Origin of the sequence: Deinococcus ficus (genome assembly GCF_003444775.1) — a bacterium.
GTDB classification, from domain to species: domain Bacteria; phylum Deinococcota; class Deinococci; order Deinococcales; family Deinococcaceae; genus Deinococcus; species Deinococcus ficus.
Map to the genome: position 1 here is coordinate 165,301 of NZ_CP021082.1, position 24,212 is coordinate 189,512.

At 68.7% G+C, this 24,212-nt stretch carries 22 protein-coding genes; 14 read left to right on the forward strand and 8 right to left on the reverse strand.

All coding sequences use genetic code 11. The features are described from left to right. Nucleotides 1-117: 117 nt before the first annotated feature. Nucleotides 118-1,500 carry a serine hydrolase domain-containing protein gene (locus DFI_RS14355; protein ID WP_027463658.1) on the reverse strand — a complete coding sequence of 461 codons (1,383 nt, stop codon included), beginning with the start codon at nt 1,498-1,500 and terminating at the stop codon, nt 118-120. 120 nt (nt 1,501-1,620) lie between these two features. On the opposite strand from DFI_RS14355, the gene DFI_RS14360 reads away from it, so the two are divergent. From DFI_RS14360 to DFI_RS14370, 3 genes are all read left to right on the forward strand, one after another. Continuing rightward, entirely contained in the window at nt 1,621-2,661 is a 1,041-nt protein-coding gene (locus DFI_RS14360) for a zinc-dependent alcohol dehydrogenase family protein (protein ID WP_027463659.1), read from the forward strand. A 637-nt stretch (nt 2,662-3,298) separates the two neighbouring features. After that, nucleotides 3,299-4,099, forward strand: coding sequence for a guanitoxin biosynthesis heme-dependent pre-guanitoxin N-hydroxylase GntA (gene gntA, locus DFI_RS14365; RefSeq protein ID WP_027463660.1), 801 nt, complete (start codon nt 3,299-3,301; stop codon nt 4,097-4,099). A gap of 4 nt (nt 4,100-4,103) precedes the next feature. Further along, nucleotides 4,104-4,781 (forward strand): DUF1989 domain-containing protein, encoded by a 678-nt coding sequence (locus DFI_RS14370; RefSeq protein ID WP_051308052.1) that lies wholly within the window; start codon nt 4,104-4,106, stop codon nt 4,779-4,781. Nucleotides 4,782-5,509: 728 nt separating this feature from the next. On the opposite strand, the gene DFI_RS14375 is transcribed toward DFI_RS14370, so the two are convergent. Then, nucleotides 5,510-5,857, reverse strand: a complete 348-nt coding sequence (locus DFI_RS14375) for a KGG domain-containing protein (protein WP_043778875.1) — start codon at nt 5,855-5,857, stop codon at nt 5,510-5,512. 480 nt (nt 5,858-6,337) lie between these two features. Here DFI_RS14375 and DFI_RS14380 point away from each other — a divergent pair, with 480 nt between their 5' ends. Then, nucleotides 6,338-6,853, forward strand: coding sequence for a DUF3592 domain-containing protein (locus DFI_RS14380; RefSeq protein ID WP_162145428.1), 516 nt, complete (start codon nt 6,338-6,340; stop codon nt 6,851-6,853). A 246-nt stretch (nt 6,854-7,099) separates the two neighbouring features. On the opposite strand, the gene DFI_RS14385 is transcribed toward DFI_RS14380, so the two are convergent. Beyond that, on the reverse strand, nt 7,100-7,408 hold the full coding sequence (locus DFI_RS14385) for a hypothetical protein (protein ID WP_027463663.1): 309 nt from the start codon (nt 7,406-7,408) through the stop codon (nt 7,100-7,102). Nucleotides 7,409-7,518: 110 nt separating this feature from the next. Continuing rightward, the gene (locus DFI_RS14390) at nt 7,519-10,044 is read right to left on the reverse strand and encodes an Ig-like domain-containing protein (protein WP_043778879.1); all 2,526 of its coding nucleotides are present in this window, start codon (nt 10,042-10,044) and stop codon (nt 7,519-7,521) included. Nucleotides 10,045-10,419: 375 nt separating this feature from the next. Here DFI_RS14390 and DFI_RS14395 point away from each other — a divergent pair, with 375 nt between their 5' ends. The 4 genes from DFI_RS14395 to DFI_RS14410 all read left to right on the forward strand — a co-directional run bounded on the left by DFI_RS14395 (nt 10,420) and on the right by DFI_RS14410 (nt 14,060). Continuing rightward, a complete protein-coding gene (locus tag DFI_RS14395) occupies nt 10,420-11,226 on the forward strand; it encodes a carboxypeptidase regulatory-like domain-containing protein (RefSeq protein ID WP_155864573.1) in 807 nt (268 codons plus the stop codon). Nucleotides 11,227-11,274: 48 nt separating this feature from the next. Beyond that, nucleotides 11,275-11,754 carry a GNAT family N-acetyltransferase gene (locus DFI_RS14400; RefSeq protein ID WP_027463664.1) on the forward strand — a complete coding sequence of 160 codons (480 nt, stop codon included), beginning with the start codon at nt 11,275-11,277 and terminating at the stop codon, nt 11,752-11,754. Nucleotides 11,755-11,920: 166 nt separating this feature from the next. Beyond that, nucleotides 11,921-12,736 (forward strand): alpha/beta fold hydrolase, encoded by an 816-nt coding sequence (locus DFI_RS14405; RefSeq protein ID WP_027463665.1) that lies wholly within the window; start codon nt 11,921-11,923, stop codon nt 12,734-12,736. A gap of 193 nt (nt 12,737-12,929) precedes the next feature. Further along, nucleotides 12,930-14,060 carry a retropepsin-like aspartic protease gene (locus DFI_RS14410; RefSeq protein ID WP_027463666.1) on the forward strand — a complete coding sequence of 377 codons (1,131 nt, stop codon included), beginning with the start codon at nt 12,930-12,932 and terminating at the stop codon, nt 14,058-14,060. Between the two features lie 100 nt (nt 14,061-14,160). On the opposite strand, the gene DFI_RS14415 is transcribed toward DFI_RS14410, so the two are convergent. Then, complete coding sequence (locus tag DFI_RS14415) at nt 14,161-14,988, reverse strand: MerR family transcriptional regulator (RefSeq protein ID WP_027463667.1); 828 nt, start codon at nt 14,986-14,988, stop codon at nt 14,161-14,163. A 183-nt stretch (nt 14,989-15,171) separates the two neighbouring features. On the opposite strand from DFI_RS14415, the gene DFI_RS14420 reads away from it, so the two are divergent. The 3 genes from DFI_RS14420 to DFI_RS14430 are packed head-to-tail and all read left to right on the forward strand — an operon-like array spanning nt 15,172 to nt 17,244. Next, complete coding sequence (locus DFI_RS14420; protein WP_027463668.1) at nt 15,172-15,633, forward strand: Rrf2 family transcriptional regulator; 462 nt, start codon at nt 15,172-15,174, stop codon at nt 15,631-15,633. Next, complete coding sequence (locus DFI_RS14425; RefSeq protein WP_027463669.1) at nt 15,623-16,537, forward strand: NAD(P)/FAD-dependent oxidoreductase; 915 nt, start codon at nt 15,623-15,625, stop codon at nt 16,535-16,537. The genes DFI_RS14420 and DFI_RS14425 overlap by 11 nt, the downstream gene beginning before the upstream one ends. Beyond that, on the forward strand, nt 16,537-17,244 hold the full coding sequence (locus DFI_RS14430; RefSeq protein WP_051308056.1) for a class I SAM-dependent methyltransferase: 708 nt from the start codon (nt 16,537-16,539) through the stop codon (nt 17,242-17,244). Before DFI_RS14425 ends, DFI_RS14430 begins: the two co-directional genes overlap by 1 nt. A gap of 55 nt (nt 17,245-17,299) precedes the next feature. On the opposite strand, the gene DFI_RS14435 is transcribed toward DFI_RS14430, so the two are convergent. The 3 genes from DFI_RS14435 to DFI_RS14445 are packed head-to-tail and all read right to left on the reverse strand — an operon-like array spanning nt 17,300 to nt 20,501. Beyond that, on the reverse strand, nt 17,300-18,502 hold the full coding sequence (locus tag DFI_RS14435) for a M24 family metallopeptidase (RefSeq protein ID WP_027463670.1): 1,203 nt from the start codon (nt 18,500-18,502) through the stop codon (nt 17,300-17,302). Further along, on the reverse strand, nt 18,499-19,287 hold the full coding sequence (locus DFI_RS14440) for an IclR family transcriptional regulator (protein ID WP_027463671.1): 789 nt from the start codon (nt 19,285-19,287) through the stop codon (nt 18,499-18,501). Before DFI_RS14440 ends, DFI_RS14435 begins: the two co-directional genes overlap by 4 nt. Before the next feature lie 17 nt (nt 19,288-19,304). Further along, nucleotides 19,305-20,501 carry a hypothetical protein gene (locus DFI_RS14445; protein WP_027463672.1) on the reverse strand — a complete coding sequence of 399 codons (1,197 nt, stop codon included), beginning with the start codon at nt 20,499-20,501 and terminating at the stop codon, nt 19,305-19,307. Nucleotides 20,502-20,780: 279 nt separating this feature from the next. Between DFI_RS14445 and DFI_RS14450 the strand changes: the two genes are divergently transcribed. From DFI_RS14450 to opp4C, 3 genes are read left to right on the forward strand one after another with little or no spacing between them, the layout of a single operon-like run. Continuing rightward, nucleotides 20,781-22,316 carry a peptide ABC transporter substrate-binding protein gene (locus DFI_RS14450; RefSeq protein WP_081425919.1) on the forward strand — a complete coding sequence of 512 codons (1,536 nt, stop codon included), beginning with the start codon at nt 20,781-20,783 and terminating at the stop codon, nt 22,314-22,316. Between the two features lie 47 nt (nt 22,317-22,363). After that, nucleotides 22,364-23,317 carry an ABC transporter permease gene (locus DFI_RS14455; RefSeq protein ID WP_027463674.1) on the forward strand — a complete coding sequence of 318 codons (954 nt, stop codon included), beginning with the start codon at nt 22,364-22,366 and terminating at the stop codon, nt 23,315-23,317. Next, nucleotides 23,310-24,203: an oligopeptide ABC transporter permease gene (opp4C, locus tag DFI_RS14460; protein WP_081425920.1), complete on the forward strand. Its 894-nt coding sequence runs from the start codon at nt 23,310-23,312 to the stop codon at nt 24,201-24,203. The genes DFI_RS14455 and opp4C overlap by 8 nt, the downstream gene beginning before the upstream one ends. Nucleotides 24,204-24,212: the final 9 nt, after the last annotated feature.

A 24,212-nucleotide genomic window follows, 5' to 3' on the forward strand; every position in this document is an offset into this window, starting at 1 on the left:
TGCTGCAGATCACGGTCCAGCCCGGTTCAGGGGGTCACCCGGAAAGCCTCCAGCGCCCCCCTGGTCATCGACCCCCAAGGACAGACCACGACGTCCCGTGCCGCAGCTCCTCCCGGCTCATTCCAGGGCGGGAAGGCCCACCCGCTCCCGGTACGCCGCGATGGGCCACGCCCGCCCACCGCCCACCCGCACCCACTCGATGCCGTGACCGGCCGTGCGCTGGAACTGCAGGGGTTCGCCGACCGCGCCGAAGCCCGCTTCCGGCGCGGGCCGCAGGGTCTGCGCGTCGACGACCGTCAGCTCCGTGGCGCTCAGCGCGGGATCGCCCAGCGGGGTCAGGGACACCAGTCGGCCGTTCAGATCGACGATGTCGAAGACGCCCCAGTCGGTGGCGAAGCGGCCGGTGAAGGGCGCCAGGGGAGCAGCCGGGCGGCCGGGCACGTCCGCCTGCGGCTTCATGGCCAGGTCGATCAGTTTGATGAGGTTCGCCGCCCATTCGGTCGCCGGGCCGCCCAGGCAGTTCGTCAGCACGGACACGCTCAGGCCTGACTGCGGGTCCAGCCACGACTGCGTGATGTGACCGGGGAAGCCGCCGGAGTGACCGACGACCATGCGGTCCCCGATCTTCTCCAGCATGAACCCGAGCCCGTACCAGCGCTGCACCGGCCGGTGGATCTCCGATTCCCTGCGCTGCATCAGGCGGCGGGACGCGTCCGTCAGCAGTTCCGGGCGGCCTGGGACGTGCGCCGCCAGGTAGGCGGTCACGTCCTCGGCCGTTCCGTAGAACCCGGTGGCGGCCGCCATCGCCCTCGTATCCGAGGAGGGCAGCACCCGCCGGGCGTCCTGGCCGGCCAGCCGGGCGCTGTGCCCGGCCGCCAGTTCCGGTTCGCGCTCGGGCGGCAGTTCCGCCCCCAGGTCACGCAGGCCGAGCGGGGCGGTGATGTGGGCCGCCACGTAGTCCGCGTACGACTGGCCGCTGGCCGCCTCGATGATCAGGCCCAGCAGCGAGTACCCCATGTTCGAGTACTTGAAGAACTGATCGGGGGCGTACACGGCCTCGGCGCGGCACAGGTCGATCAGGGCGTCCCGTCCGGGGAAGTCGTGCAGCTGCTGCCAGTAGTCACTGTCCGCGCCGTCGCGGTTGATGCCCGCCTGGTGTCCGAGCAGGGCCCGCACTGTCATGCCGGCCGCGGGCGAGTCCTTCAGTTCCGGCAGCCATTGGCCCGCCACGTCGTCGAGGCGCAGCGCGCCCGCCTCCACCAGCTGGAAGACCGCGGTGGCCGTGAAGGTCTTGGAATGCGAGGCGATCCGGAACAGGTGCCGCGGCGTGAGCCGCTCTCCGGTGGCCTCGCTGGCGACGCCGAGGGCAAACGACGCGGCCAGTTCACCGTCCACCCGGACGGCCACCTGCACCCCCGGCACGCGGGCCAGGTCGCGCTGAAACTCCAGCCAGGACTCCAGGTACGGGGACAGGGCGCGCACGGTCTCGAGCAGGGGCATGCGCACAGGGTAATGCGCCTGGGACGCCGGACCGCGCCTGACTACCCGGTGAGAGGCTGGGGTTCCCGGCGGTCTATACGCGGCCGGACGGCCCCGCGTGGGGTTGTTAGCGTGGGACGTATGCGCGCAGTCGTCTATGACCAGTTCGGTGAGCGGCCGGAACTCAGGGCCGTCCCGGATCCCACGCCGGTGCGTGACGGGGTCGTCCTGGAGGTCGGCGCCACGGGGGTGTGCCGCAGCGACTGGCACGGCTGGATGGGACACGACCCGGACATCCGCCTCCCGCACGTCCCCGGACATGAAATTGCCGGCACCGTCGTGGCGGTCGGGGCGGACGTGCGCCGCTGGCGCCCCGGGGACCGCGTGACGCTTCCTTTCGTCGCCGGTTGCGGTCACTGCGCCGAGTGTCAGGCCGGGCACCAGCAGGTCTGCGAGGCGCAGTTCCAGCCGGGGTTCACGCACTGGGGCTCGTTCGCGCAGTACGTCGGGATTCACTACGCGGACCACAACCTCGTGCGGCTCCCGGACAGCATGTCGTTCGTGACGGCCGCCAGCCTCGGGTGCCGGTTCGCGACGTCCTTCCGGGCGGTGGTGCAGCAGGGCCGCGTGCGGGGTGGCGAGTGGCTCGCCGTGCACGGCTGCGGCGGCGTCGGCCTGTCCGCCGTCATGATCGGCCGGGCCACTGGCGCCCGGGTCATCGCGGTGGACATCGACGACGCGAAGCTGGCGCGGGCCCGGGAACTGGGCGCGGAAGTCACGGTGAACAGCCGGTCCGTCGCGGACACCGTCCAGGCCATCCGCGACCACACCGGCGGCGGAGCGCACGTGTCCCTGGACGCCCTGGGGCACCCGCAGACGGCCTTCAACTCCGTGGCCGGCCTGCGCCGGCGGGGCCGGCACGTGCAGGTGGGGTTGCTGCTGGGTGACGACAGCCGGGCGCCCCTGCCGATGGACGCGGTGATCGCGAAGGAACTGGAGGTGTACGGCAGCCACGGCATGGCGGCCCACACGTACCCGGACATGCTGGGCATGATCGAGGCGGGGCTTCTTCACCCGGAAGCCCTGATCGGCCAGCGGCTCACGCTGGACTCCGGCATCGAAGCGCTGGTGTCCATGGACCGGTTCGTGGGGACCGGTGTCAGCGTCATCGACCGCTTCTGAGTCACTGAAGCCGTCCAGGGGGAGCGTTCGCTCAGGAGACGCCTCCCGGTCAGGGTGGATCCTGGCCGGCCGCGGGGACGTTCACCAGGCATCCCTGTCGCAAGCTGGGGGCTCACCACATCGAGCAGCACGGACAACGTGAACCTCGGCTGCCTGGGAACGCCCACTGGCACGTCCAGGCTGATGGGAAAAGCAAAAAGCCGCACTCGGCGGCTTGATGGGAAACAGCATACCGCCATATGCACCAGGTGCCCAGGACATGCACCACAGTTCAGCCGGGCGGACATTCTGAGCATCTGGCGCAGCAAATTTCAGGGGTATCCCCTCGGTCGATGCTCCTCACGCGGTTCGGCCCCCCGCCGGTCGACGTTCATGGCTCTGGCCCGCTGGCGACAGAGCACTGAGACCGCCGTGCCTTCGACCCGCAGGCGGGGCATCAGGTGCGTAACGCACCACGGGGACAGCGTCGGGGCGCACAATTCAAGTTCGGTCTGGCCCACTTTCTCAAGGTAGCGTTCGCTCTTTCCAAAAGCGGACCAACGCTGCCCACACGGCGGCCCGGAACACGCTCCTTAAGGTGAGACCCGCAGCGAGGCCACCCTCCGACGGGTCCAGCCTCGCCTCAGGAGCGCTGCCCATGACGATTTCCTCCACCCATCACCCCACCCACCTTCCGCCGACCGTGCCCGGCGAGTACCACCTGGTGGACTCCGGTGCGCTCCGGGCTGTTCGCGGGTCGGTGACCGCCCGGGCCGAGGTGGTTCACCAGGCCCTGCGTGAAACCATTCAAGCCACGACGTTTCCGTGCGTGGCGGCCAAAGCGTCGGTGAACACCAGTGCCTACGCGCTGGGCGTGTACGCCGGTCTCGGCAGTCTGGAAGCCACGCTCGGGCTGGCCCATGACCTGGAGCGCTTCACGCGGGATCAGGACGCCATGGACAGCGGGTTCTCCACCATGATGGCCACATTCGACACGGACGAGGCCATGAGCGAACAGGAATTCGAACGCCTGCTCTGGGCGCAGCTCCGCGCCCTGCACCTCCTCGACACCGCTCCCTATAGCCCGGAGGTATCTCCGGACCCCACCGATCCCCGCTTCGGTTTTTCGTTCGCCGGCCGGGCTTTTTTTGTGGTCGGCGTGCATCCGCACAGCAGCCGGCTCGCCCGCCGCTTTCCCGTGCCGGCGCTGATCTTCAATGCCCACCGGCAGTTCCAGTCGCTGCGGGACACCGGCCGCTTCGACCGTATGCAGAGCACCATCCGCACGCGGGACCTGACACTGCAGGGCAGTCTCAACCCCAACCTCGCCAACCACGGTGAAGCGCCCGAAGCCCGGCAGTATTCCGGCCGGGCCGTCGAACCTGGCTGGGTGGCCCCCTTTCCCAGCGCGCCCGCAGGGGGCCGCTGCCCGTTCGGCCATGACACCAAAGGACCTTGACCTGATGACCCAAATCCCCGATCTCCGCCCCACCGAGCAGCGTCCCGCCCGCATCGCACCGCAGTCCGGCACAGGCTTTCGCCTTTCTCGCGGTGAGACCCTGGTCGTCATTGACCCCATGGGGGAGCAGGTCGCGGACCTGATGGCCTTCGCGGCGGACGAGCCTGCGGAGTGGCTGTCGTCCGGGCGCACCTTCGACTACAACGAGACGATCTACCTGACCAGCGGACACAAGCTGTACTCGAACCGCTCCAGGGTGATGTTCACGCTGCTGCGGGACGACGTGGGCCGCCACGACTTCCTGCTCACGCCCTGCTCCCCGGAAACGTTCGAGCTGCTCTACCCGCCCGGAACGGCCGAGGGTCACCCCAGCTGCTTCGGGAACCTGGTGGCGGCCTTCGCGCCTTTCGGCATCCAGCCGGACCAGATTCCGACCACGCTGAACATCTTCATGAACGTGCTGGTCGACGCGAGCGGCCGTCTGCACATCGGCCCGCCCGTCTCCAGGCCCGGGCAGCGGCTGGAACTGCGCGCCGAGATGGACCTGATCGTGGGGCTGACCGCCTGCTCCGCCGAGGGCAGCAACAACGGCACCTTCAAACCCATCGACTTCTATGTCCTGCCTGCCAAAGAGGACCAGAGCAGATTGGGCGGAACTCAGGATCGGAAACACAGTCACTGAGGGTGACCTGTGCTCTCGATGGGTAACCCGTGTGCAGGCACACCCTCTGGTCCCGGCTGGCCCCCACGATGGTCTCCGTCGGACTTCCTGACCTAGCACATCTCGGCCAGCAGGTCCTGACAGCGCGCCTTGCTCATGCCGCGCCTGGCAGGCCACTTCTCTTCCTCCCGGGAGCCGCATCGGCTTCAGAGAAATCGCCTTCCAGGTGCGACCTCCTCAGTAGGCAGCAGTGGAGGTCTGCATCTTCTGCCATGTCCTTGGCCGCCGGAAGAAATCGTCATCCTCCACCTGTAAAGCCCACCCACCGGTCCCGTGCAGAATGAGGTGCAAGTGATGGGCCGTCGCTGGCGGCCTTGCCTCCACCCAGACCATCCGACCACGTGATTCACAGAACACGGGGAAGCGGGTGGTGACGCCCCCATTCGCCCGGTACCCATCTGGAGGCCCGACTGTCCACCTCGGGCCCCCCGAACGCGACCTCCTGCGCGTGGGCGGCGGACACCTTCACACCCGGTTCGCGCTTCTGCCCAAGGACGCAGCCGTCTGGTCAATCGGCGGGGTGGGCGGAGTAAAACGCGCGACTTCACGGGTCACCGGATGCTTGGACCGCGCTCCGCGCCGGTTCGAGGGCATTCGCGTCCGGGGAGCGTCCTCGGGATGCAACAAATGAAGGCGCCCGTTCAAGGCGCCCTTCCTGCTGACTCTTGACCAGTCAGCGGAACCTCACCTCAATCGGTTCCGCGGTTCTGCCCGCCTGCTGCGGCCTGTGACCGGCCCGCACCCTCACGCCGACTGCCGTTCTCACCACTGCGGGAGGCTTCGCCCCCACGGCGGCCGATGGCGGCCATGTGCTCACGGTTGCGGCTGACGGCCTCGCCGCCCTTGCGGCCGGCCTCGCGGGCTTCCTCAGACGTGAACTCGTGGGCGTTGCCGCTCTCGTGCGCGGCACGTCCGCCCATGCTGGCGATCTGACGCTGGCGTTCAGGGTCCATGCCGGCGAATCCTCGGCGGCGGGTGCTGACCTGCGTTCTGCCGTCCCCCTTGCTGCTGGTGTGGTTTCTGTCGCTGTTCGTCATGGTGATGCCTCCTTGGGGGAATTACAGGTCTCGGTGCCTGTCGTGTTCGCCTGTTCCATGTACTCTGGACGTTGCCTGCCCTCAGGCGATGACAGGCGACTCAGGCCAGCCTCTGCCGTACTGTGGGTCCCTCTCCAAACAGATGAATGTCCCTTCATCTTGCCGGCCATTCCGCGTTATTGAGCCGCCACTCCAGCCGGGCCGTCGGGAAAGCCAGGGCGCGCTGGGCGCATCCCCAGGGCTTCTCCCTCATACCTGGACTGAGCGTCCGGGCCTGACCCTGGTGGGTTGCGGAGGCCGTCCGACGCAGCTCACAACTTCTCGTGTCTCGTATGCTGCGGCCGTCCAGCCAGGAGCACCTTGAACCAGGAGCGGCAGTGCTGCGGAAGTGAGGCGAGGTGCCGGGGCTTACCCTCACGAGTGAAACCATCCTCGAATCATCCACGTTCACGTACGGTGCAGCGCATGGAGAGGGTGCAGATGCAAATAATGGTCAACAAGCGGATCGTGGTCGGCCTGGGGCTGCTGCTCATCGGCCTCGTCATCCTCGTGGCGCTCGTCCAGGGCCTCCGGGAGGTGGCCGCCTCCAGCTGCTGGCCGGCAGTGACGGGCACGGTACTGACGTCCACCGTCGAGCGGCGCGCCTCACTCGGCGACCAGGGGGAGTTCGAGGGCTGGCTCTTCACGCCGCGCGTCACGTACCGCTACGAAGCCGGTGGCCAGAGCCATGAGGGTGGGTCGCTCTCACTCATGGAGGCGTGGTCCTCCAGTGAGGCCTGGGCGCAGCAGCAGAGCGGGCACTACCCGGCGGGCAGCTCGGTTCGGGTGTACCACTCCCCGGATGGCGCGCGCGCCGTCCTCGAGCCCGGCGTGAAGCCGGGTCTGTGGGCCTGGCTCCTGCTGCCCGGGGCGGCGATCATCGTCGGTACGGGCCTGCTGCTGACGCGGGGACCTCAGGACCGGGGGACAGTCAGGATCACCTTCTGGCCCGCCTGACGGTCCAAAGGAGATTGCCCCCATCCCTCCTGATCTGCTGGAGTTCCTCCGATCACGTGCGCCGGACGAAAAGGAAATAGCCGCACTTGGCGGCTTGATGGGAAAAGAATAGCGCGCTATGCACCAGGCGCCCAGGACATACACCACAGTTCAGGGTGTTCGCAGGAAACGCCGTCCTGTACAGCATCCGCAAGGCTTCCGGTACAGTTCATCCGTTTCCCTGCCGGGCATCGCGACGTCCGTGGCCTAGGAGCAGTCGCCGCCAGCGTCGCACGCGCCCGTGTCCCCACCGCCGGAGCTGACCTCAACCGTCGACGTGCTCCACATGCCGATGCCCGAGTAGGTGGGGCCGTAGCGGACGGGGGACGTCGAGCGTGCCGCCCACGCGCCCCCACCCACGACGAGACCGGTAAGGCCCAGCACGAACCCGAGGTCCGTCAGGCTGCCGAGCCGGAGGAGGACGACGAACAGGCCCAGGACGACGAACACGCCCAGCACCAGCAGGGGGGAGGGACGCAGCCTCTGGGAGCGGGGGGAGGGGAGACGGACATTCATGGGGACCTCTGGGTGTGCGTGAGGAGTAGGAGGGGGACCTGTCTGAGGTACGGGTGGGACCAGGCATTCGTTCCCACCCGGTGCGACGCGCACGGTGGTACGCGCGCGCCTTACCGTCGCACAAGGTTCACGCTGACTGTCTCGGTCGCGTCGGAATACTCGTCGGAGTACCAGGTCTTGATCGGGGCCGAGTACACGACGCGGTTCGGGTCCGGATCCGTGTCGAGCTCCGCCTGCACGCCGCAGTCCGCGCGAAGGTGCAGGTAGAAGGAGTTGTCGGAGGCCACCTCCGACACGAGGGTCTCACCCTCGTACTGCCGCGTGACCGTGTTCACGCCGCCGGTGCGCTCACCGCTGCGCTCGACCGTCGGCAGGCCGTCGCCATACGCAAGCGTTTCGTTCGTGGCGGTCCAGGAGCCCGAGCTGTCGGTGACGGTGCGGTACCAGCCATGCTGGACAACCGCGTGCGCCGAGGACGTGAGCGTCCAGGTCTGCTTGCCCCGGTACGCGTTGGACCCGGACAGCTGCCCGTCACTGAACGTGCAGGTCAGCGATCCCTGATCCTGAAGGTCGGTCTTGCGGTTGTCGTACGTGTCGGTGTACGACTTGGTGCGCGACCAGGCGTACGTGACGGTGCCGGTCCAGGTGCCGGTCTGGTTGACCGGGGGCTCCGGGGGGGTCGGCGCCGTGACGTTCACGCTGAGTTTGGCGTCGTCGTCGATTTCCAGCGGAATGCTGCCGCCTGCGCGGGTCGTGACGAAGGCGCGCAGCACCACCGCGGTGCCGGCGTCGGCGGCGTCCGGCGTCCACGTGAAGTCGAAGTGGGCCTGCGTGCCCTGCGCGCTCCTGCGGTCGAGGAGGACGAGCTGGCCGTCACGTTCGCGGTAGAGCTGCACCTCGTCGACGTTGTAGGCGCCCGGAAGGATGGACAGGTTCGCGAGGTTCAGGTCGACCGTGACCGCCCCGGTTTCCCCGGCCTTCACGGCCCCGTCACCGCCCAGGGTGCCGTTCGGGGAGCGGCCGATCATCACGTCGTAACTGCCGCTGAAGTTCCCGAGTTTCACCTGGTTGCGCGTTCCGGCGACCGCCAGGAGCTCCTGAAGCTGATCACCCGGGCCGAGCGTGCCGAGCAGTTTGAGCGCGAAGCTCGACGAGTAGTCGCTCACGCGGGCCTGCGTCGCGATGGGCGCGACGCTGCCTTCCAGCCGCGGGCCGACGGTGAGGTCGAGCGCGCCGAAGCTCGGCGCGGCCGCACCCAGCCAGGGCATGGTCGTGAAGTCCAGGCCGGCGGTCGCGTGCAGGCCGAGGCCGCCTTCGAGGCGCGCCGCGTCGGCCGCGCCGAGCACCTTCACGTTCGGCACGAGCGTGTTCACCGGCTCGAGCTTGAAGGTGGGCTTGAGTTCGCCGGTCGGCACGTCGAGCGTGAAGCCCGCGTTGATCTTCGCGCCGAGCTTGCCCTCGAGACCGACCTGGACCTTGCCAAGCTTGAGTTTCCCGTCGAGCTGCATGCCCAGGCCGACCGGCACGGTGGGGGAGAAGAACGCCGAGACCGGCCCGGTCACGGGGATGGGCAGACGTGCGAGCGTCGCGCGGCACTTCAGTTCGCCCTGGACGCCGAGGTCCACGTCGAGGCCGCCCGCGAGGGTCCCGACGATCTCACCGCCAAGTTGCGCACCGAACGCCGTGAGGTGCCCGTCCGAGATGGTCGAGACGAGATCCACGTCGAGTTTCGTGTCGAGCTTGATGCTGATCAATTCACCGGAAATCAACGTGTCGAGGGTGCTGCTGCACGCGAACGGTCCGACGTTGAAGTCCTTCTTGACGAACGGGCCGGGCAGGACGTCGTCCGCGGGCGCGGGGGCCGGGGTGGACTGCGCCCGGAGGGACGGCGTGGCGGCAACGCGGTAGGTAAGGGTGACGCGCCCGTCCGGGTGACGCTGCACCCGCACAGGCGCGCCGGGGCCGGTCAGCGGCACCAGGCCGGAAGCGTCGAGATGCTCCTGGTGGCGCACCTGCAGGTCGCGGTAGGCGTCGGTCATCGCGACGGTTTCCAGCGTGACGAGCGTGCCGGCGGCCGTCTGCTCCGCGCTCACGACCCGGCCCGCGAACGGCAGGTCACCTGTGGCGATCAGCACCTGGCCTGGCGTGACGGTGACGCCACGCAGGGTGACGTGAAAGCGCACGCCGAGGGCGCCGTCGCCAGGCTCGGCGTTCCGTGCCGGGGCGGCGACGATCGCCTCGTCCCGCACCAGGCTGGCGCCCTGCTGCAGGCGCGCGGTGGTCACCGTGACCGGGGCCGAACGCACCCCGCCGGCTTCAGCGGTAATGACAGCCGTGCCGATCGCGGCGCCCGCGACCACCGTGCCGTCCGCGCGGACGCTCACGACGTCCGGCGCACTCGACGTCCACGTGACCGGGGTGCTCACGCGCGCGCCACCCGAGTCGTAGGCCGAGGCGCCGAACTGCACGGTCTGCGCTTCCCAGGTCAGGAGGTTGACGGGGGCATCCACCTCCAGCCGGGTGATGGGCGCGCCGGCCGGGGGGCCGCCCTGCCCGCAGGCGGTGAGGAGACTGGCGGTGAGGCAGGCGAGCAGCAGTGCGGGACGCTTGTGGGTGGACGAGGGTGCAAATGGCATGGGTGGCACGCTAGAGAGCGCAGGATGGCTGGTGGGTGTTGCGCCTTCTGCGCCACCTGGCGGCGGTCGCGTCACACGGTGCACGCCGCCGAACGCGCAGCCGTGCGGTGGTGCGGATGAAGCTCCGCAATGACGAGGAAAGCGAGGAGTGCTGCGGCCGTTCACCGGGTGTGCTGGCGCTGTGAAGGGCACGGCCACCCGATCAGGCGGTCGGTCGGGGCCCATTCGGCAACTCCGGGGGGCAGGTGCCCTCATTGGCCGTGGCGTGGCCGGTCACCAGGGGCGCCCCGACCGCCAGCATGTCATACCTCAACCATCCTGCCTTTCCTAACGTGCGGTCACGCCCGCCTCGGGCGGGACGACAAGGAGCCCACCATGACCGTACACGCCACCCGGACCTTCACCGTTCTCCTCCTCACTGCCCTGCTCGCCGCGTGCGGCGGGACCACACCACCCAGCGGCGGCGGAGGAACCACTCCGCCCCCCGCCACCCCAGGCACGCCTGCGCCCACGAATCCCGACGCTCCCGCGCCCTACGTCATGCAGGGCGTGGTGAAAAACGCGCAGGGTCAGCCTCTGGCAGGCGTCGAGGTATGGGCGGACAACACCCTGTACTACAACATGAACGTGCTCGGCGTCACGGACGCACAGGGGCGGTACCGCCTCGAACTGCCGCGTGACGTGCTGGGCACCTGGCGCGCCGGTGGGCGCTTCCAGCGCAGCTACCACGGCGAGACGTACGAGCTCAGCCTGGAAGTGAACGACGAAACGGCCTTCACGGCCGACACAGGCGCATTCCGCAATTTCACGCTCAAAACCTCGGGCGAGCGGCCCGACGGCCACTACTACGGCGGCACCGTGTGGGTGTACGGGAATTACAGCGCGGGCGATTTCAAGAACAGGGACGTGGAATTGACCCTCACCCCGGACGGCCCGCTGCTCGACGGCAGTACCGGCGAGACCCTGACGCGCTTCGTGGACGGCAACACCATCGCGGACGTGCCGATCGGCCGGTACAAGGTCACGGCCCGGCACGTGCCGGAAGGAGGCGCGCCGCGGAACATGCTGGTGATGCGCCAGGACGAGGACACCTTCGCGCCCTCCACCATCCTGATGTTCCGCAAGGAGCCCCAGTACGGGGTCATGACCGACGTCAATCTGAAGCTTGCCCCGCTGCCCTGAACGCCGCCATTTCTTCCATCCCGCCGCAGTACTGTGACCAGGAGCAGCATGACCCAACTCCCCGAACACACCACCTCTCCTCTTTTCGTTGCTCCGGTCACGGCGCAGAACTGGCGCGCCGTCGCCGCGCTGACGGTGCACCCGGATCAGACGGAGTACGTGAACGCGCCCGTCTTCAACCTGGCGCTGTGTCACTACAGCCCGGTGGGCTGGGCGCCGCTGGCGGTCCTGACCGGGGATGGGGTGGTGGGCTTCCTGATGTGGGCGGTGGATCCCGCCGACGGGTTCTGCTGGCTGGGCGGCGTCATGATCGACCAGGGTGTGCAGGGACGCGGGTACGGCAAGGCGGCCATGCGCGCCGCGCTGGCCTACCTGCACCACGAGCATGGCCACACCCGCTTCGCCCTGTCCTACCACCCGACGAACGCGGTCGCCGCCCACCTGTACCGCGGCCTGGGCTTCCAGGAGACCGGTGAACAGGAAGACGACGAGGTCGTCGCGCGGTTCGTGCTGTCCCCATTGGGGTAGATCGCGCTGGGAGCGTGGCTGGTTCGGATGGACGCACGGCCGCGCGTTCCCAGCCTGGCTGCTGACCGCGCCTCAGGTCATCCCGCCCGCCCTCCGGTGGCGGGACCGGGGGTGTTCGCGAGAGACGTTCCGGCGACAACCGCCGTGATCTCAAGAGGAGAATTTCATGACAGAACTGCAGGTCAGGAGCGGCAAGGCGACGTTGACTGGAATCAGCGCGGGGCATGGGGAGACGGTGATTTTCCTGCACGCCGGGGTCGCCGATCACCGGATGTGGGCGGAGGTCATCCCGCGCCTTGCAGGCGAGTACCACGTCGTCGCTTACGACCGCCGGGGCTTCGGGAGCGCGCAGGCCACCCCGGAAGCGTATTCCCACGTCGATGACCTGCTCGCCGTGCTCGACACCGCCGGCATCGATCGGGCGACCCTCGTCGGCTGCTCGCAGGGGGCCAGAATCGCGGTGGACTTCGCCCTCGCTCACCCGGCGAGGGTCAGGGCGCTGGTGCTGATCGCCCCCGCGGTCGGCGGGGCGCCGGGCCCCAGTACCTTCCTCCCACCGGTCGAAGCACTGTTGGAGGAACTCGACGCGGCCGAAACGGCGGGAGACCTGACGCGCCTGAACGAACTTGAGGCGCGGGTGTGGCTGGACGGGGTCCTGGCCCCGGCTGAGCGGGTGCGCGGCGCCCGGCGCGAGCTGTTCCTGGACATGAACGGCGCCGCGCTGCGTGCCGGGTCCATGGGGGATGAAGTGACTGCGGGGCCTGCCTGGCCTCGCCTGCCGGAGATTCAGGCGCCCACCCTGCTGATCTGCGGGAGCCTGGATTTCCCTCATGTGGCCCAGCGCTGCCTGAGCATGGCGGAGCAGCTGCCCCGCGCCCACTTCAGGGAGATGGAGGGCACCGCGCACCTGCCCAGTTTTGAGGAACCGGAAGCCTTCACCGCCCTTCTCATGGACTTCCTGACCAGCCTGGACACGGCCTGAACCGCGGGCTGACGTCCATACTCCGAGCACGTCCGGACCCCTTGCTGTGGGATGTGAGGTCCCTCCGCCACGGGTGATCCGGCTGACCACACGTGCGCAGGATGAAGGCCCCCACACATCCTGTGGCGGAGCTCATCCGGCAGAGTCCCCCAACCTGGGCGGCTCCGCCAGCCGGCCATTCGTATGCTGAGCCATGGCCGCGCCCGCCCTTCCCCTCCTGATTGTTCACAACCGGCCATTTGTCGAGCTTCGGTACAGTCGGCAGGACCAGTCCGTGCTCGCCTGGACGTGGCTGGACACAGGCGGGGGGGCGGTGATTCTCGCGGAGCCCCTGGTCCGCGCGCTGCGCCTCGAGCGGGCCGGTGAGTCCTTCATGGAAGAGGGCAGCCAGCTGACGCCCGTAGCCAGTCCGGCCGTGTATGCGGGTGATCTGGCGCTCCCACTCCACGGCGTCCCCACCCTGATGATCGACCGGCCCAGCGTGGGGCCGGCCGCCTTTCAGGCACCGGCCTTCCTGCCCGCGCGGTTTTTTCGTCAGTTCACGGTGACCTTCGACTACCCTGGGCGCGAGGTGCATCTCGACACTCCGGGGGCCGCGGCTGACGCGGGCGCCGTCGTCGAGGCCCCGGTGCATCCGCAGTCGGCGTTTGTGCGTGTCGAACTCGAAATCGCCGGGGAGCGCCTGGGGTTCCTGCTGGACACGGGGGCGTCCTACAGCATGATCTCCAGTGCGGTGCTGGAACGCTGGCAGGCGGCGCGGCCCGACTGGCCGGTCACCCGGGGTGCGTACGGGTGCGCGCAGATGCTGGGCGGCGGGGACGAGGCTTTTCTGAGCATGGTTCGGGTGCCTGAAGCGCGTCTCGGGGACGTGAGGCTGAGGAATGCCGGGTTCGTTACCCGGCCGGCGGGCGTGTTCGAGAGGTACATGTCCGCGCAGATGACGGCGCCGGTGGTCGGGGCGCTGGCCGGGAACGTGCTGCGGCACCTGCGGTTCACCATGGACTACGGCCGGCAGCGTCTGCACGTTCAGCCGCGCGTGGTGGAGGGGAGGCAGGACCCCCAGAGCGCGGGACTGTGCCTGCGTTCTGGGGGTGCGGGGTGGGTCGTGGCCCGCGTCGCGGACTCGGCCCATCCCACGACGCGGGCGCAGGTGAGCCCCGGCGATGAGGTCGTGGCCGTCGGTGACCAGTGTCTGGAGGGAAGTGATCTCGGGGAGGCGGTGAACGCTCTGAGCGGCGCGCCCGGCGAGGTGCTGGCGGTGACGCTCCGCCGGGAAGGCACGCCCCGGCGCGTGGACGTGCCCGTCGTGGCGGTCCTGCCCTGAGTCGGTTCCCGGCCCGGGTGTCTCTTCCCCTCCGGCCAGGCAGCGCCAGCTGAGTGGAAGCCCATCCTGACTTCCGAGTCCGGGGGCCCGGGGGGCGGTCTCAGCTGCTGGGCTCGAACGGCAGGGCCACGTCGCCGGCGAAGGCGTTCCCGGGCAGACCGGCCCAGCTGACCGGGTAGACCTCGCGGGGGCTGAGGGCCGTGCACTGCCCGTGCTCCTGAACGTACTGGCGGGTGGCGTCGTACGCGCGCAGGATCTCCGGGAACTCGAACTGGTCGCGGGTGAGGGGAACGAAGGCCTCGTGGTGGGCGGGTTCTTCACGCAGGGTGACTTCGGGAGGGGCCGTCAGCTCGCCGCGGTAGGGCACGCAGACTTCGACGGGGCCGTCGCTGTCGGCGTTCACCTCGCCGTGGTAAATCACGATGGCGGCGCCGGAGGTGTGCGGTCCGGTCAGGTCGGTGAGGGTGGTGCCGGCCTCCTCGATGAAGGCCGGCAGGTCAGCGACGTACACCCGGCGGGCGAGGGTGGCGACCTGCTGGGCGGGCACGAAGCGTTCCTGGATCTCGTAGTGGGTCATGGTGGTGTCTCCTTGCAGTTTCTCGGTGAGGTACCGGGCCAGGGAGCGCCGCCGGCCGTGCTCGACTTCCTGTTCGCTCCACAGCTGGTGGAGGTGCGCGGCCCGTGCCGGGGCTGGGGCGTCCAGGACGGCGCGTACCGCGCTGAGGGGCAGGCCGAGTTGCCTGAGCAGGCCGATCAGTTGCGCCCGGTCGAGCTGGTCCGGGGCGTAGTAGCGGTACCCGGTGAGGTGGTCGGTGCGGGCGGGCGGCAGCAGGTGCAGTTCGTCGTACAGCCGCAGCGCCTTGAGGCTCAGGCGTGAGGCGCGGGCGAAGGCGCCGATGGTGAGGTGGGGGTCGGTGGTGTCCGTCATGCTGCCCTCCGGAGGTCCTGCCTATAGGTACGTGCAGTGTGCGGTCTGCCCCTGGGGAAGGGTCAAGGGGCGGGCAAAGGCTTCGCCACCTGGGCGCTCATCCCGGACACCATGCCCACCGAACGGATGCAGGTCCTCCGCACTCATGACACTTCAACAGTTTCATGACACAGTTGAAGTGTCATGAACCTCGACAGCCGTCTTTCCAGCGTGCTCCACCTGCTCCTCCACCTGATGGAAGCCCCCGCCCCCATTCCCTCGGACAAGCTCGCCGCCGCCCTCAATTCCAACCCCGTCGTCGTCCGCCGCACCATGACCGGCCTGCGCGACACCGGCATCGTCAGCTCCGAAAAAGGCCACGGCGGCGGCTGGCGACTCACCAGCAACCCGGCCCAGGTCACCGTGCTGGACGTGTACCGCGCCCTCGGCTCCCCCCGGCTCTTCGCACTCGGCAACCGCTGCGAGGAGCCCACCTGCCTCGTCGAGCAGGCCGTCAACCGCGCCCTGAACGACACCCTCCGGGAGGCCGAAGCCCTGATCACGGCCCAGCTCGGCACCCTCACCCTCGCCGACCTCGCGGCGGAATTCCAGCAGCGGCGGGCCGCTCTGCAACCCGGACCGCAGGAGGCCACTCATGTCTTTTGAAGGTAGTTTCGACGCCGTCGTGGTGGGCGGCAGCGTCGCCGGCCTCTCCGGCGCCATGCAGATCGCCCGCAGCGGCCGGCCCGTGTGCGTCCTCGACAGCGGCCAGCCCCGCAACCGCTTCGCGGCGCACTCCCACGGCTTCTTCGGTCAGGACGGCCGCCCCCCGCATGAGATGATCGCGCAGGCCCGCGCGGACCTCCTGCAGTACCCCAACGTCACGCACCTCCAGGCGCGGGCCCTCACCGCGTCGCAGGACGGGGGCTTCACCCTGACCACCGATGGAGGAGACGTCCTCCGAGCCCAGCGGCTCCTGCTGGCCTACGGCGTGGTCGATCAGCTGCCCGACCTTCCCGGCCTCCAGCCGCGCTGGGGTGTCAGCGTCCTGCACTGCCCGTACTGCCACGGGTACGAGGTCAAGGGCCAGCGCCTCGGCGTGCTCTCCACCGGTCCGTGGTCCACCCACCAGGCCCTGCTCATTGCCGACTGGGGGCCCGTCACGTACTTCCTGAACGGTCACGAGACCCCGGACGCCGCCACCCTGGAGCAGTTCGCGCAGCGCGGCATTCAGGTCGAAGCCGCCCCGGTCACCGCCCTGATGGGCACCGCCCCTGAACTGAGCGGCGTGCAGCTCGCCGACGAGCGGGTCCTCGGGATCGACGCGCTGTTCCTCGGCACCCGGCTCCGCTTCGCCAGTGACCTCGCGCAGCAGCTCGGCTGCGCCGCAGAGGACGGCCCGCAGGGCCCCCTGCTGACCACCGACGCCTTCAAGCGGACCACGGTGCCTGGCGTGTTCGCGGCGGGCGACATCACGCTGCGTGCCGGGAACGCCAGTCTGGCCGCGGCGGACGGCGTGATGGCCGGCGTGGCCCTGCATCAGTCCCTGATCTTCGGCACGGGCACCTGATGCCCGGCCGGCCCGACCCGTTCTCGGACCCGGCCGTGGCCACGTCGTACGCCGCGCAGACCCGGGCGAAGGTGCCGGGGCTGGACGACCTGCACCGCATGGTGACGCTGCTGCTGGCCGAGCAGGCCCCGGCAGGGGCCCGGATGCTGGTGGTCGGCGCGGGCGGCGGCCTGGAACTCAGCGCCATGGCCGGCGCGCAGCCAGGGTGGCATTTCACGGGCGTCGATCCCTCCCCGGTCATGCTGACTCAGGCGCGGCAGGCCACGGCCGCCGCGGGGGACCGCATCGACCTCATCGAGGGCCGCGTCGACCTGGCCCCCCAGGGGCCCTATGACGGCGCCACCTGCCTGCTGACGCTGCATTTCCTCGACCGGGCCGAGCGGCTCCACACCCTGCGGGAAATCCGCCGCCGGCTCCGGCCGGGCGCCCGCCTGGTGGTGGCCCACCACGCCCCGCCTGCTGCAGGCGCGGAGCAGTGGCTGGCCCGCTCCGTTCGTTTCGGCGATCCCGCAGCCGCCGCGCAGGCGGCTGCGGCGGGAGAGCGGATGGCTCAGCTTCTCCCCCTGTGTTCCCCCGCCGAGGAGGAAGACCTGCTGCGTGAAGCGGGGTTCGCGGACGTGGCCCTGTTTTACGCCGCCCTGTCCTTCCGGGGATGGGTGGCGGTACGTGGGGGAGACCCGGGCCACACGGAGGAAAGCCCGGTCTGAGTGACCGGGCCGTGAACCTGCACTGCTGCCGTGGCGGGCGTTCTCCGTGCGGGCGTTAGATCACCAGGCTCGCCAGATCACGCGGGTAGAGGCTCAGGCGTTCGGCGCCGTGCGCCGTGACGACGACGGTGTCCGAATGGCGGAAGCCGGCCAGGCCGGGCACGTACAGGCCGGGTTCGGCGGAGAAGATCATCCCCTCGCGGATCGGGGTGGGGTCGTCCAGGTCAATGAAGGGGTGCTCGTGTCCCTCGAGCCCGAAGGCGTGCCCGGTGTGGTGGCGGACGAGGTGGTCGAGGCCCAGCTCGTCGCGGATGAACCCCCGCACCTCGGCTTCGACGGACGCGCAGGTGCGGCCCGGCCGGATGGCCTGCAGCGCCACGTCCTGAGCGGCGACCATCGCCTCGAAGTAGGACACGAATTCGGCGGTCGGCTCGCCCACGTGCATGGTGCGTTCCAGTTCGCTCTCGTACCCGCCGACCGTGCCGTAGGCGCCGGTGACGAGCACGTCGCCGGCACGCACGCCGGTGTTGCGGTGCAGCCCGTGCGGGTAGGCGGTGTTGGCGCCGGTGATGAACATGGTGTTGGCCGGGAGGCCTTCGCGGGCTTTGGGCACGTACGACTCGCCCAGGGCGGCCAGCATCTCGCGCGTGGCGCTCAGGCTGGCCTCGTGGGAGACCATCAGTTCGTTGCTGCCGACGCGGATGGAGTCCTGCATCAGGCGGTGGGCGCGGTCCCCCCACCGGCAGGCTTCGCGGATCAGGGCGATCTCGGCGGGGCTTTTCACGGCGCGAAGGTCGTCGATCAGTTCCAGCCGGACCGCGACGGGCGCGTCAAGAACGTCCGACAGGGTGGGGCCGCGGTAGCCCCAGCGGTTCTCATACCCGTCGTGGTCGGCGGCGACGCGCCCGGCCCGGGGGAACTGGCGGCGCAGGTGGGCGCCGAGTTGCCGGACCGGGTGGACGCCGCTGCCGCCCCCCGGGTATTCCGGATACGTGACGGGGGAGGGGAGGTCCGGGCACTGCATGGCGAAGTGTCCGACCTCGATTTCCGGCAGGAACATGCAGACGTCCCCGCCGCTGCCCAGCAGGAGTGCGATGGGCCGTTCGGTGGCCGAAAAGAAAAACCCGGTCAGGTAGGCCACGCGGGTGGGGCCGAACACCGCCATCACGTCGATCTCGTGGTCCTGCAGGGTGCGCGCGAGCTGGGCGCGCCGTTCGGCGTACTCGGCGGCGCCGATTTCCAGGCGGGGGGGCGTCACGCTTCCCTCGGTTCCTGCTCGGCCTGCGGCTGCAGGATCAGGTCGCGTGAGGCGCGCTCGGCGACGCTTTTGACGTACCCGCTGAGTTCGGGAACGCGGATTTTGGTGATGCGGGCGGTCGGGCCGGCGATGCCGATGGTGGCGATGACCTTGTCGGCGCCGTTGAGGATGGGGGCACTCAGGCAGCGGACACCGATTTCGCGTTCCTCGTTGTCTTCCGCGTAGCCCTGGTCCCGGACGCGTTCCAGTTCGGCTTCGAGGGTCTGCAGGTCCACGATGGTGTTGGGGGTTCGCGGGCGCAGCCCGGTCTTGCGGATGATGTCGTCCACGCGCCCCGGAGGCAGGTCGGCTAGGAAGAGCTTGCCCACGTCGCTGCAGTACAGCGGCGCCACGGACCCGGGCGTGGTGAACATCCGGACCATGCTCAGCGGCTCGAGCTGACTGAGGTACATCGCGGTGGTGCCGTACAGCTCGGCCAGGTGAGCGGCTTCGCCCGTGAGGTCCACGAGGTCCTGCAGGTAGGGGCGCACGCGCCGCACCAGGTCGTAACGCAGGTACAGCGAGCGGCTGATCTGCACGATCTCGGGGCCGATGTCGTAGCGCTTGGTGCAGGGGTCCTGATGGATGTAGCCCTTGTTGGACAGGGTCTGCATCATGCGGTGAATGGTGCTGGGCGCGAGCTCCATGGCCTGGGACAGCTCGGCGATGCTCAGGGGACGCTGCGCCTCGACGATGGTGTTGATCAGGTCGAGCGCCCGTTCCACACTTTGGACATTTTCACTCATAGCGGCAGCCTGTCTTTTCAGCCTTGGAACATCAGGAGGCTGCGAGGGGAGTGCATCTCGCCGTAGAGGGATGCGATAAAGGCCGGGCGCTGCTGGGGCGTGATGCGTTCCCGCACGGTGCGGACGGCCTCATCTCCGAACCAGTACGACGCGATAAAGGGCCCGCGGAAACTATAGCTGGCAAAACGGATTCGGCCTTCGATCCAGACCTTCTGGCCGAAGCAGGTGCGTTCCAGGTAGTCACGCACGCGGTCTTCGGCCCAGCCTTCACCCATCTGGTACCAGGCGCCGCTGGTGGCCGCGGAGCTGCGCAGCCGCCGCAGGGTCATGTAGATGGCGTCGTCCGTGCTGTCCACCCAGTCGATCAGGTGGATGCCCTGGTCGCCGATGCCTTCCTGGATGCAGCCGGTCACGGCATTGGCGGTGCACAGCAGCACGTCCGCCGTGCTCAGGCCGCGTTCGGCGTGGTCGCGGGTGTAGAGCAGCTGGGTGGAGTGGCCGGGGAAGACCTCGTGGGCGACCAGGTGCTTGAGGGCGGAGCGCGTGAAGTTCAGGTCGACGTTCAGGTCCATCTGGCCGACGCTGAAGTTGCAGCGGGCGGTGAAGGGAACGCCGCGGACCATGTTCAGGGCCATGTGGTAGTCGCCGGTGGGGTAGATCATGCTGTCGGTGCGCTGCTGGGCGCTGGCCATCAGGGCGGTGAAGGTGCTTTCGAGCTGGTCCTGGGGAAGGTAGCGTTCGGCTTCCCAGCGGGCGGTGCGTTCGGCGAGGGTGCCGTGGGCGTAGCCGGCTTCCTGCAGCAGGCGGTCGAGGTCCGCCTGGATCCCGGCGATCTGGTCGGGGCTGACGGGGGCCGCGGGCACCCCCACGAGCTGTTCGAGTTTTTCCTTGAAGCTCAGTTCCTCGCCTTCGAACAGGCGGGCAGCGGTTTTGAGCGAGCGGAGCATGTCTTCCAGGAAGGCGCGGCGGGACCCGGCCGGGTAGCCGCTGACGTCACGTTCCAGGTCGGCGAGTTCGGAGTGCACGGTGTCCCAGTCCTCGAACTGCGGGGCGGGCACGAGGTGATCGCCCAGGTAGATGGGCACCAGGCCTTCGCTGTCGAGCACGCCGTGGCCGCGGGAGAGCCGGCGTTCGAGGCGGTCCATTCCGATGGTGAGGGCGGTCAGGCGGCGGCCGACCTGCTGGTCGAGCGTGGTGTGATCGTGAATTTGCATGGGATTCCTCCGCCTTCACCCTACCTCAAAATTCCACCATGCGGAATTATACTCGCTCCAGATAATTCCGCATGGTGGAATGAGCTAGGGGGATTGCATTGACTTTGAACCATCCTTCCTCCTACACTCCACCCAACACAAAACAAAAACGTGTTACTGACGGCCTTCCGAGGAAGGTCAGTCCAGGAGGTCCTGGGTATGGAGAAGCAGCGGCAGCACCGTTCCACCTTCCGAAATCCACTTCGACTCATTCTCACCTCGGCCATTCTGCTCTCCGGAATGGCAGCGGCGCAGGAGCGGGGCGGCACCCTCACAGTCGGCCTCAGCTACGACATCGACACGCTGAACGTCTACAGCACCGGCTTCCTGCACGACGCCGTGGCCCCCGTCGTCGAAGGCCTCCTCGCCCCGGACAAGAACGCCAAGTACGTGCCGGTGCTGGCCCGCGAGGTGCCCACCGTCAAAAACGGCGGCATCAAGGTCGCGGCCGACGGCAAGACCATGACCATCACCTACAAGCTGCGCCCGAACGTGAAATGGCACGACGGCAAGCCCTTCACCTCCGCGGACGTTAAGTTCACCTGGGAAGCCGTCAAGAACCCGAAATTCATCGCGGAGAGCAAGGACGGCACCGAGGACATCCTGCGCATCGACACGCCCGACCCGCTCACGGCCGTGGTGCACTACAAGCGCATCGCCCCGGACTTCGCCAGCACGCTCTTCACCTTCGGCATCCTGCCCAAGCACGCCCTCGAAGGCAAGGACCTGAACACCGATCCCTACAACACCAAGCCGCTGGGCACCGGACCGTTCATGGTCAAGGAGTTCCGCCGCGGTCAGTACGTGGCGCTCACCCGCAACCCCAACTACTGGCGCAAGGACGCCAAGGGCCAGCAGCTGCCGTACCTCGACGCCATGAACTTCAAGATCATCCCGGACAGCAACACCCTGGTCACCCAGTTGCGCTCCGGTGAGGTCCAGCTCGCGTACAACGTGCCCTACGCGCAGGTCAAACAGCTCGATGCGCTCCCCAACCTGAAAATCGTCCAGAACAAGGTCCTCTCGTGGCAGCACCTCGACTTCAACTTCAAGGGCCCGGCCGCGCTCCGCGACCTCGCCGTGCGTCAGGCCTTCGCGCACGCCATCAACCGCGACGCCGTGTCCAAGGCGCTCGGCGGCTACCCGGTGCCGATCGACAGCGTGGTCGTGCCGGTCTTCGACACCTACAACAAGAACGTGCCCAAGTACCCCTACAGCGTGAGCCGCGCCAACGCCATCCTGGACGCCGCCGGTTACCGCCGCGGCGCCGACGGGATCCGCGCCAAGAACGGCCAGCGCCTGAGCTTCAACCTGATGGTGCAGGCCGGACGGGCCAACGACGAGATCGCCCAGCAGGTGATCATCGCCAACCTCAAGACCATCGGCGTTGAACTCAAACCCGACAACAAGTCGGGGGTGGCCTTCCGCGAAGCCCGCTACAACGGCACCTATGACCTCTGGTACGGCGGCTGGATTACCTCCGCCGATCCCGTCTACAGCGTCTTCTTCGGCAGCAAAGGCGTGAACAACGGACAGGGCTACAGCAACCCCGCCATCGACCAGCTGCTCGCGCGGGCCGAAACCACCCTGGACGACGCCGCCCGCCGGACCATCCTGTTCAACTTCCAGACGGCCCTGATGAAGGACCTGCCGTCCCTGCCGATCACCAGCAACATCTCCATGATCGCCGTCACCGACAAGCTCGTGAATTTCACACCGAACCCGACCAACATGACGAACTTCGTCGATGTGGCCGAGTGGTATCTGCGCAGATAGGTCAACCGGGGAGGGGCTCGCCCCTCCCCGAAGTTTGAGGTGCGAGAGTGAATGTCAGTTTCCTCGTCAAGCGAATGGCCGGCATGGTGCCGCTTCTCCTGGGCGTCTCCCTGATCCTGTTCGGGGTGCTGCACCTGGCGCCGGGCACCCCGCTGGACGTCTACGCCGACAACCCCAGCGTCAGCCCCGAGGCGCTGGAGCAAATGCGGCTGGCCCTGGGCCTCGATCAGCCCGCCTACATCCAGTACTTCCACTGGGTCCGCGGGTTCCTCACCGGCGAATGGGGGTACTCGATCCGGACCGGTCAGCCGGTCACGCGCGAAGTGGCGCTGCACCTGGGGCCGACCCTCACGCTGGGCGGCGTCAGCTTCCTGCTCGCCCTGCTGGTGGCCGTTCCACTGGGCGTGCTGAGTGCCCTGCGGCGGTCCAGTGCCGTGGACTACGTCATCACGCTCGGGTCGTTCCTCGGCATCAGCATGCCGGTGTTCTGGCTGGCCCTGATGCTGCAGCTGCTGTTCTCGGTGCACTGGCGGCTCCTGCCGTCGGCCGGCATGACCACCATCGGTGACGGCTCCCCCCTCGACCTGATGCGGCACCTCGTGCTGCCCGCGTCGATCCTGGCGTTCGCCAGCGTGGCCGGCTGGAGCCGCTACATGCGCTCAAGCATGGTGGAGGTGCTCGGGCAGGATTACGTGCGCACCGCCCGCGCCAAGGGCCTCCCGCCGCGCCAGGTGGTCTACCGGCACGCTCTGCGCAACGCGATGGTCCCGATGATCACGGTGATCGCCCTGGATTTCGCGGGCATCGTGTCCGGCGCGGTCATCACGGAAACCATCTTCGCGTGGCCAGGCATCGGCCGACTGTTTATCGAGAGCATGAACGGCCGCGACTACCCGGTCCTGATGGCGCTGATGATGATCGGCTCGCTCGCCCTGCTCCTGTGCAACCTGGTCGCCGACCTCGCCTATGCCGTCGCCGACCCGAGGATCCGTTATGAGTGACGCCACCCTGCGCACCGCCTCACCTGCCCGCGGGCCCCGCCTGGCGGACACGCCCTGGCGCCGCTTCGTCCGGCGGTTCCGCAAGCACCGCTTCGCCGTGATCGGCCTGCTGACGCTGCTCGTCCTGGGCGTCCTGGCCGTAAGTGCGCCACTCCTCACCCCGTACACCTACGACGAGCAGGACTTCAGCATCATCGGGCAGCCGCAGCCGCCCAGCCGGGCGCACCTGATGGGCACCGACGAACTGGGCCGCGACGGCTTCACGCGCGTGCTGTACGGCGCGCGGATCTCCCTGCTCGTCGGCCTGTTCAGCGCCCTGATCGCCACCGGCCTGGGCGTGCTGGTGGGCGCCCTGTCGGGGTACTACCGCGGGCACATCGACACGCTGCTGATGCGGTTTACCGACATCATGCTCAGCATCCCCCTGCTGCCCCTGATGATCCTGCTGTCCGGGATGACCCGCCCCGGCATCCTGCTGCTGGTGTGCATCATCGGCGGCCTGGGGTGGATGGGCACCGCGCGGCTGGTGCGCAGCCAGTTCCTCAGCCTGCGTGAACGCGAGTACATCGAAGCGTCCCGCGCCCTGGGCGGCAGCAACAACCGCATCATGTTCCGCCACATCCTGCCCAACGCGATCGGTCCGATCGTCGTGTCCACCACCCTCGCCGTGGGCTCCGGCATCATGCTCGAATCGGCCCTGTCCTTCCTCGGGATGGGCGTGCAGCCCCCCACGCCCACCTGGGGCAACCTGCTGAACAGCGCCAGCCAGTGGCTGAGCGGCGCCCCATGGCTGGCGATCTTCCCCGGCCTGATGATCCTGATCACGGTCCTGGCCGTGAACTTCCTCGGCGACGGCCTCCGGGACGCGCTCGACCCCCGCAGCTGAAGCCCGCCC

Bases quoted from the DNA above. Each gene is read 5' to 3' on its own strand.
- DFI_RS14355 (WP_027463658.1), bottom strand. From the start codon at position 1,500: ATGCCCCTGCTCGAGACCGTGCGCGCCCTGTCCCCGTACCTGGAGTCC.
- DFI_RS14360 (WP_027463659.1), top strand. From the start codon at position 1,621: ATGCGCGCAGTCGTCTATGACCAGTTCGGTGAGCGGCCGGAACTCAGG.
- gntA (WP_027463660.1), top strand. From the start codon at position 3,299: ATGACGATTTCCTCCACCCATCACCCCACCCACCTTCCGCCGACCGTG.
- DFI_RS14370 (WP_051308052.1), top strand. From the start codon at position 4,104: ATGACCCAAATCCCCGATCTCCGCCCCACCGAGCAGCGTCCCGCCCGC.
- DFI_RS14375 (WP_043778875.1), bottom strand. From the start codon at position 5,857: ATGACGAACAGCGACAGAAACCACACCAGCAGCAAGGGGGACGGCAGA.
- DFI_RS14380 (WP_162145428.1), top strand. From the start codon at position 6,338: ATGCAAATAATGGTCAACAAGCGGATCGTGGTCGGCCTGGGGCTGCTG.
- DFI_RS14385 (WP_027463663.1), bottom strand. From the start codon at position 7,408: ATGAATGTCCGTCTCCCCTCCCCCCGCTCCCAGAGGCTGCGTCCCTCC.
- DFI_RS14390 (WP_043778879.1), bottom strand. From the start codon at position 10,044: ATGCCATTTGCACCCTCGTCCACCCACAAGCGTCCCGCACTGCTGCTC.
- DFI_RS14395 (WP_155864573.1), top strand. From the start codon at position 10,420: ATGACCGTACACGCCACCCGGACCTTCACCGTTCTCCTCCTCACTGCC.
- DFI_RS14400 (WP_027463664.1), top strand. From the start codon at position 11,275: ATGACCCAACTCCCCGAACACACCACCTCTCCTCTTTTCGTTGCTCCG.
- DFI_RS14405 (WP_027463665.1), top strand. From the start codon at position 11,921: ATGACAGAACTGCAGGTCAGGAGCGGCAAGGCGACGTTGACTGGAATC.
- DFI_RS14410 (WP_027463666.1), top strand. From the start codon at position 12,930: ATGGCCGCGCCCGCCCTTCCCCTCCTGATTGTTCACAACCGGCCATTT.
- DFI_RS14415 (WP_027463667.1), bottom strand. From the start codon at position 14,988: ATGACGGACACCACCGACCCCCACCTCACCATCGGCGCCTTCGCCCGC.
- DFI_RS14420 (WP_027463668.1), top strand. From the start codon at position 15,172: ATGAACCTCGACAGCCGTCTTTCCAGCGTGCTCCACCTGCTCCTCCAC.
- DFI_RS14425 (WP_027463669.1), top strand. From the start codon at position 15,623: ATGTCTTTTGAAGGTAGTTTCGACGCCGTCGTGGTGGGCGGCAGCGTC.
- DFI_RS14430 (WP_051308056.1), top strand. From the start codon at position 16,537: ATGCCCGGCCGGCCCGACCCGTTCTCGGACCCGGCCGTGGCCACGTCG.
- DFI_RS14440 (WP_027463671.1), bottom strand. From the start codon at position 19,287: ATGAGTGAAAATGTCCAAAGTGTGGAACGGGCGCTCGACCTGATCAAC.
- DFI_RS14445 (WP_027463672.1), bottom strand. From the start codon at position 20,501: ATGCAAATTCACGATCACACCACGCTCGACCAGCAGGTCGGCCGCCGC.
- DFI_RS14450 (WP_081425919.1), top strand. From the start codon at position 20,781: ATGGCAGCGGCGCAGGAGCGGGGCGGCACCCTCACAGTCGGCCTCAGC.
- opp4C (WP_081425920.1), top strand. From the start codon at position 23,310: ATGAGTGACGCCACCCTGCGCACCGCCTCACCTGCCCGCGGGCCCCGC.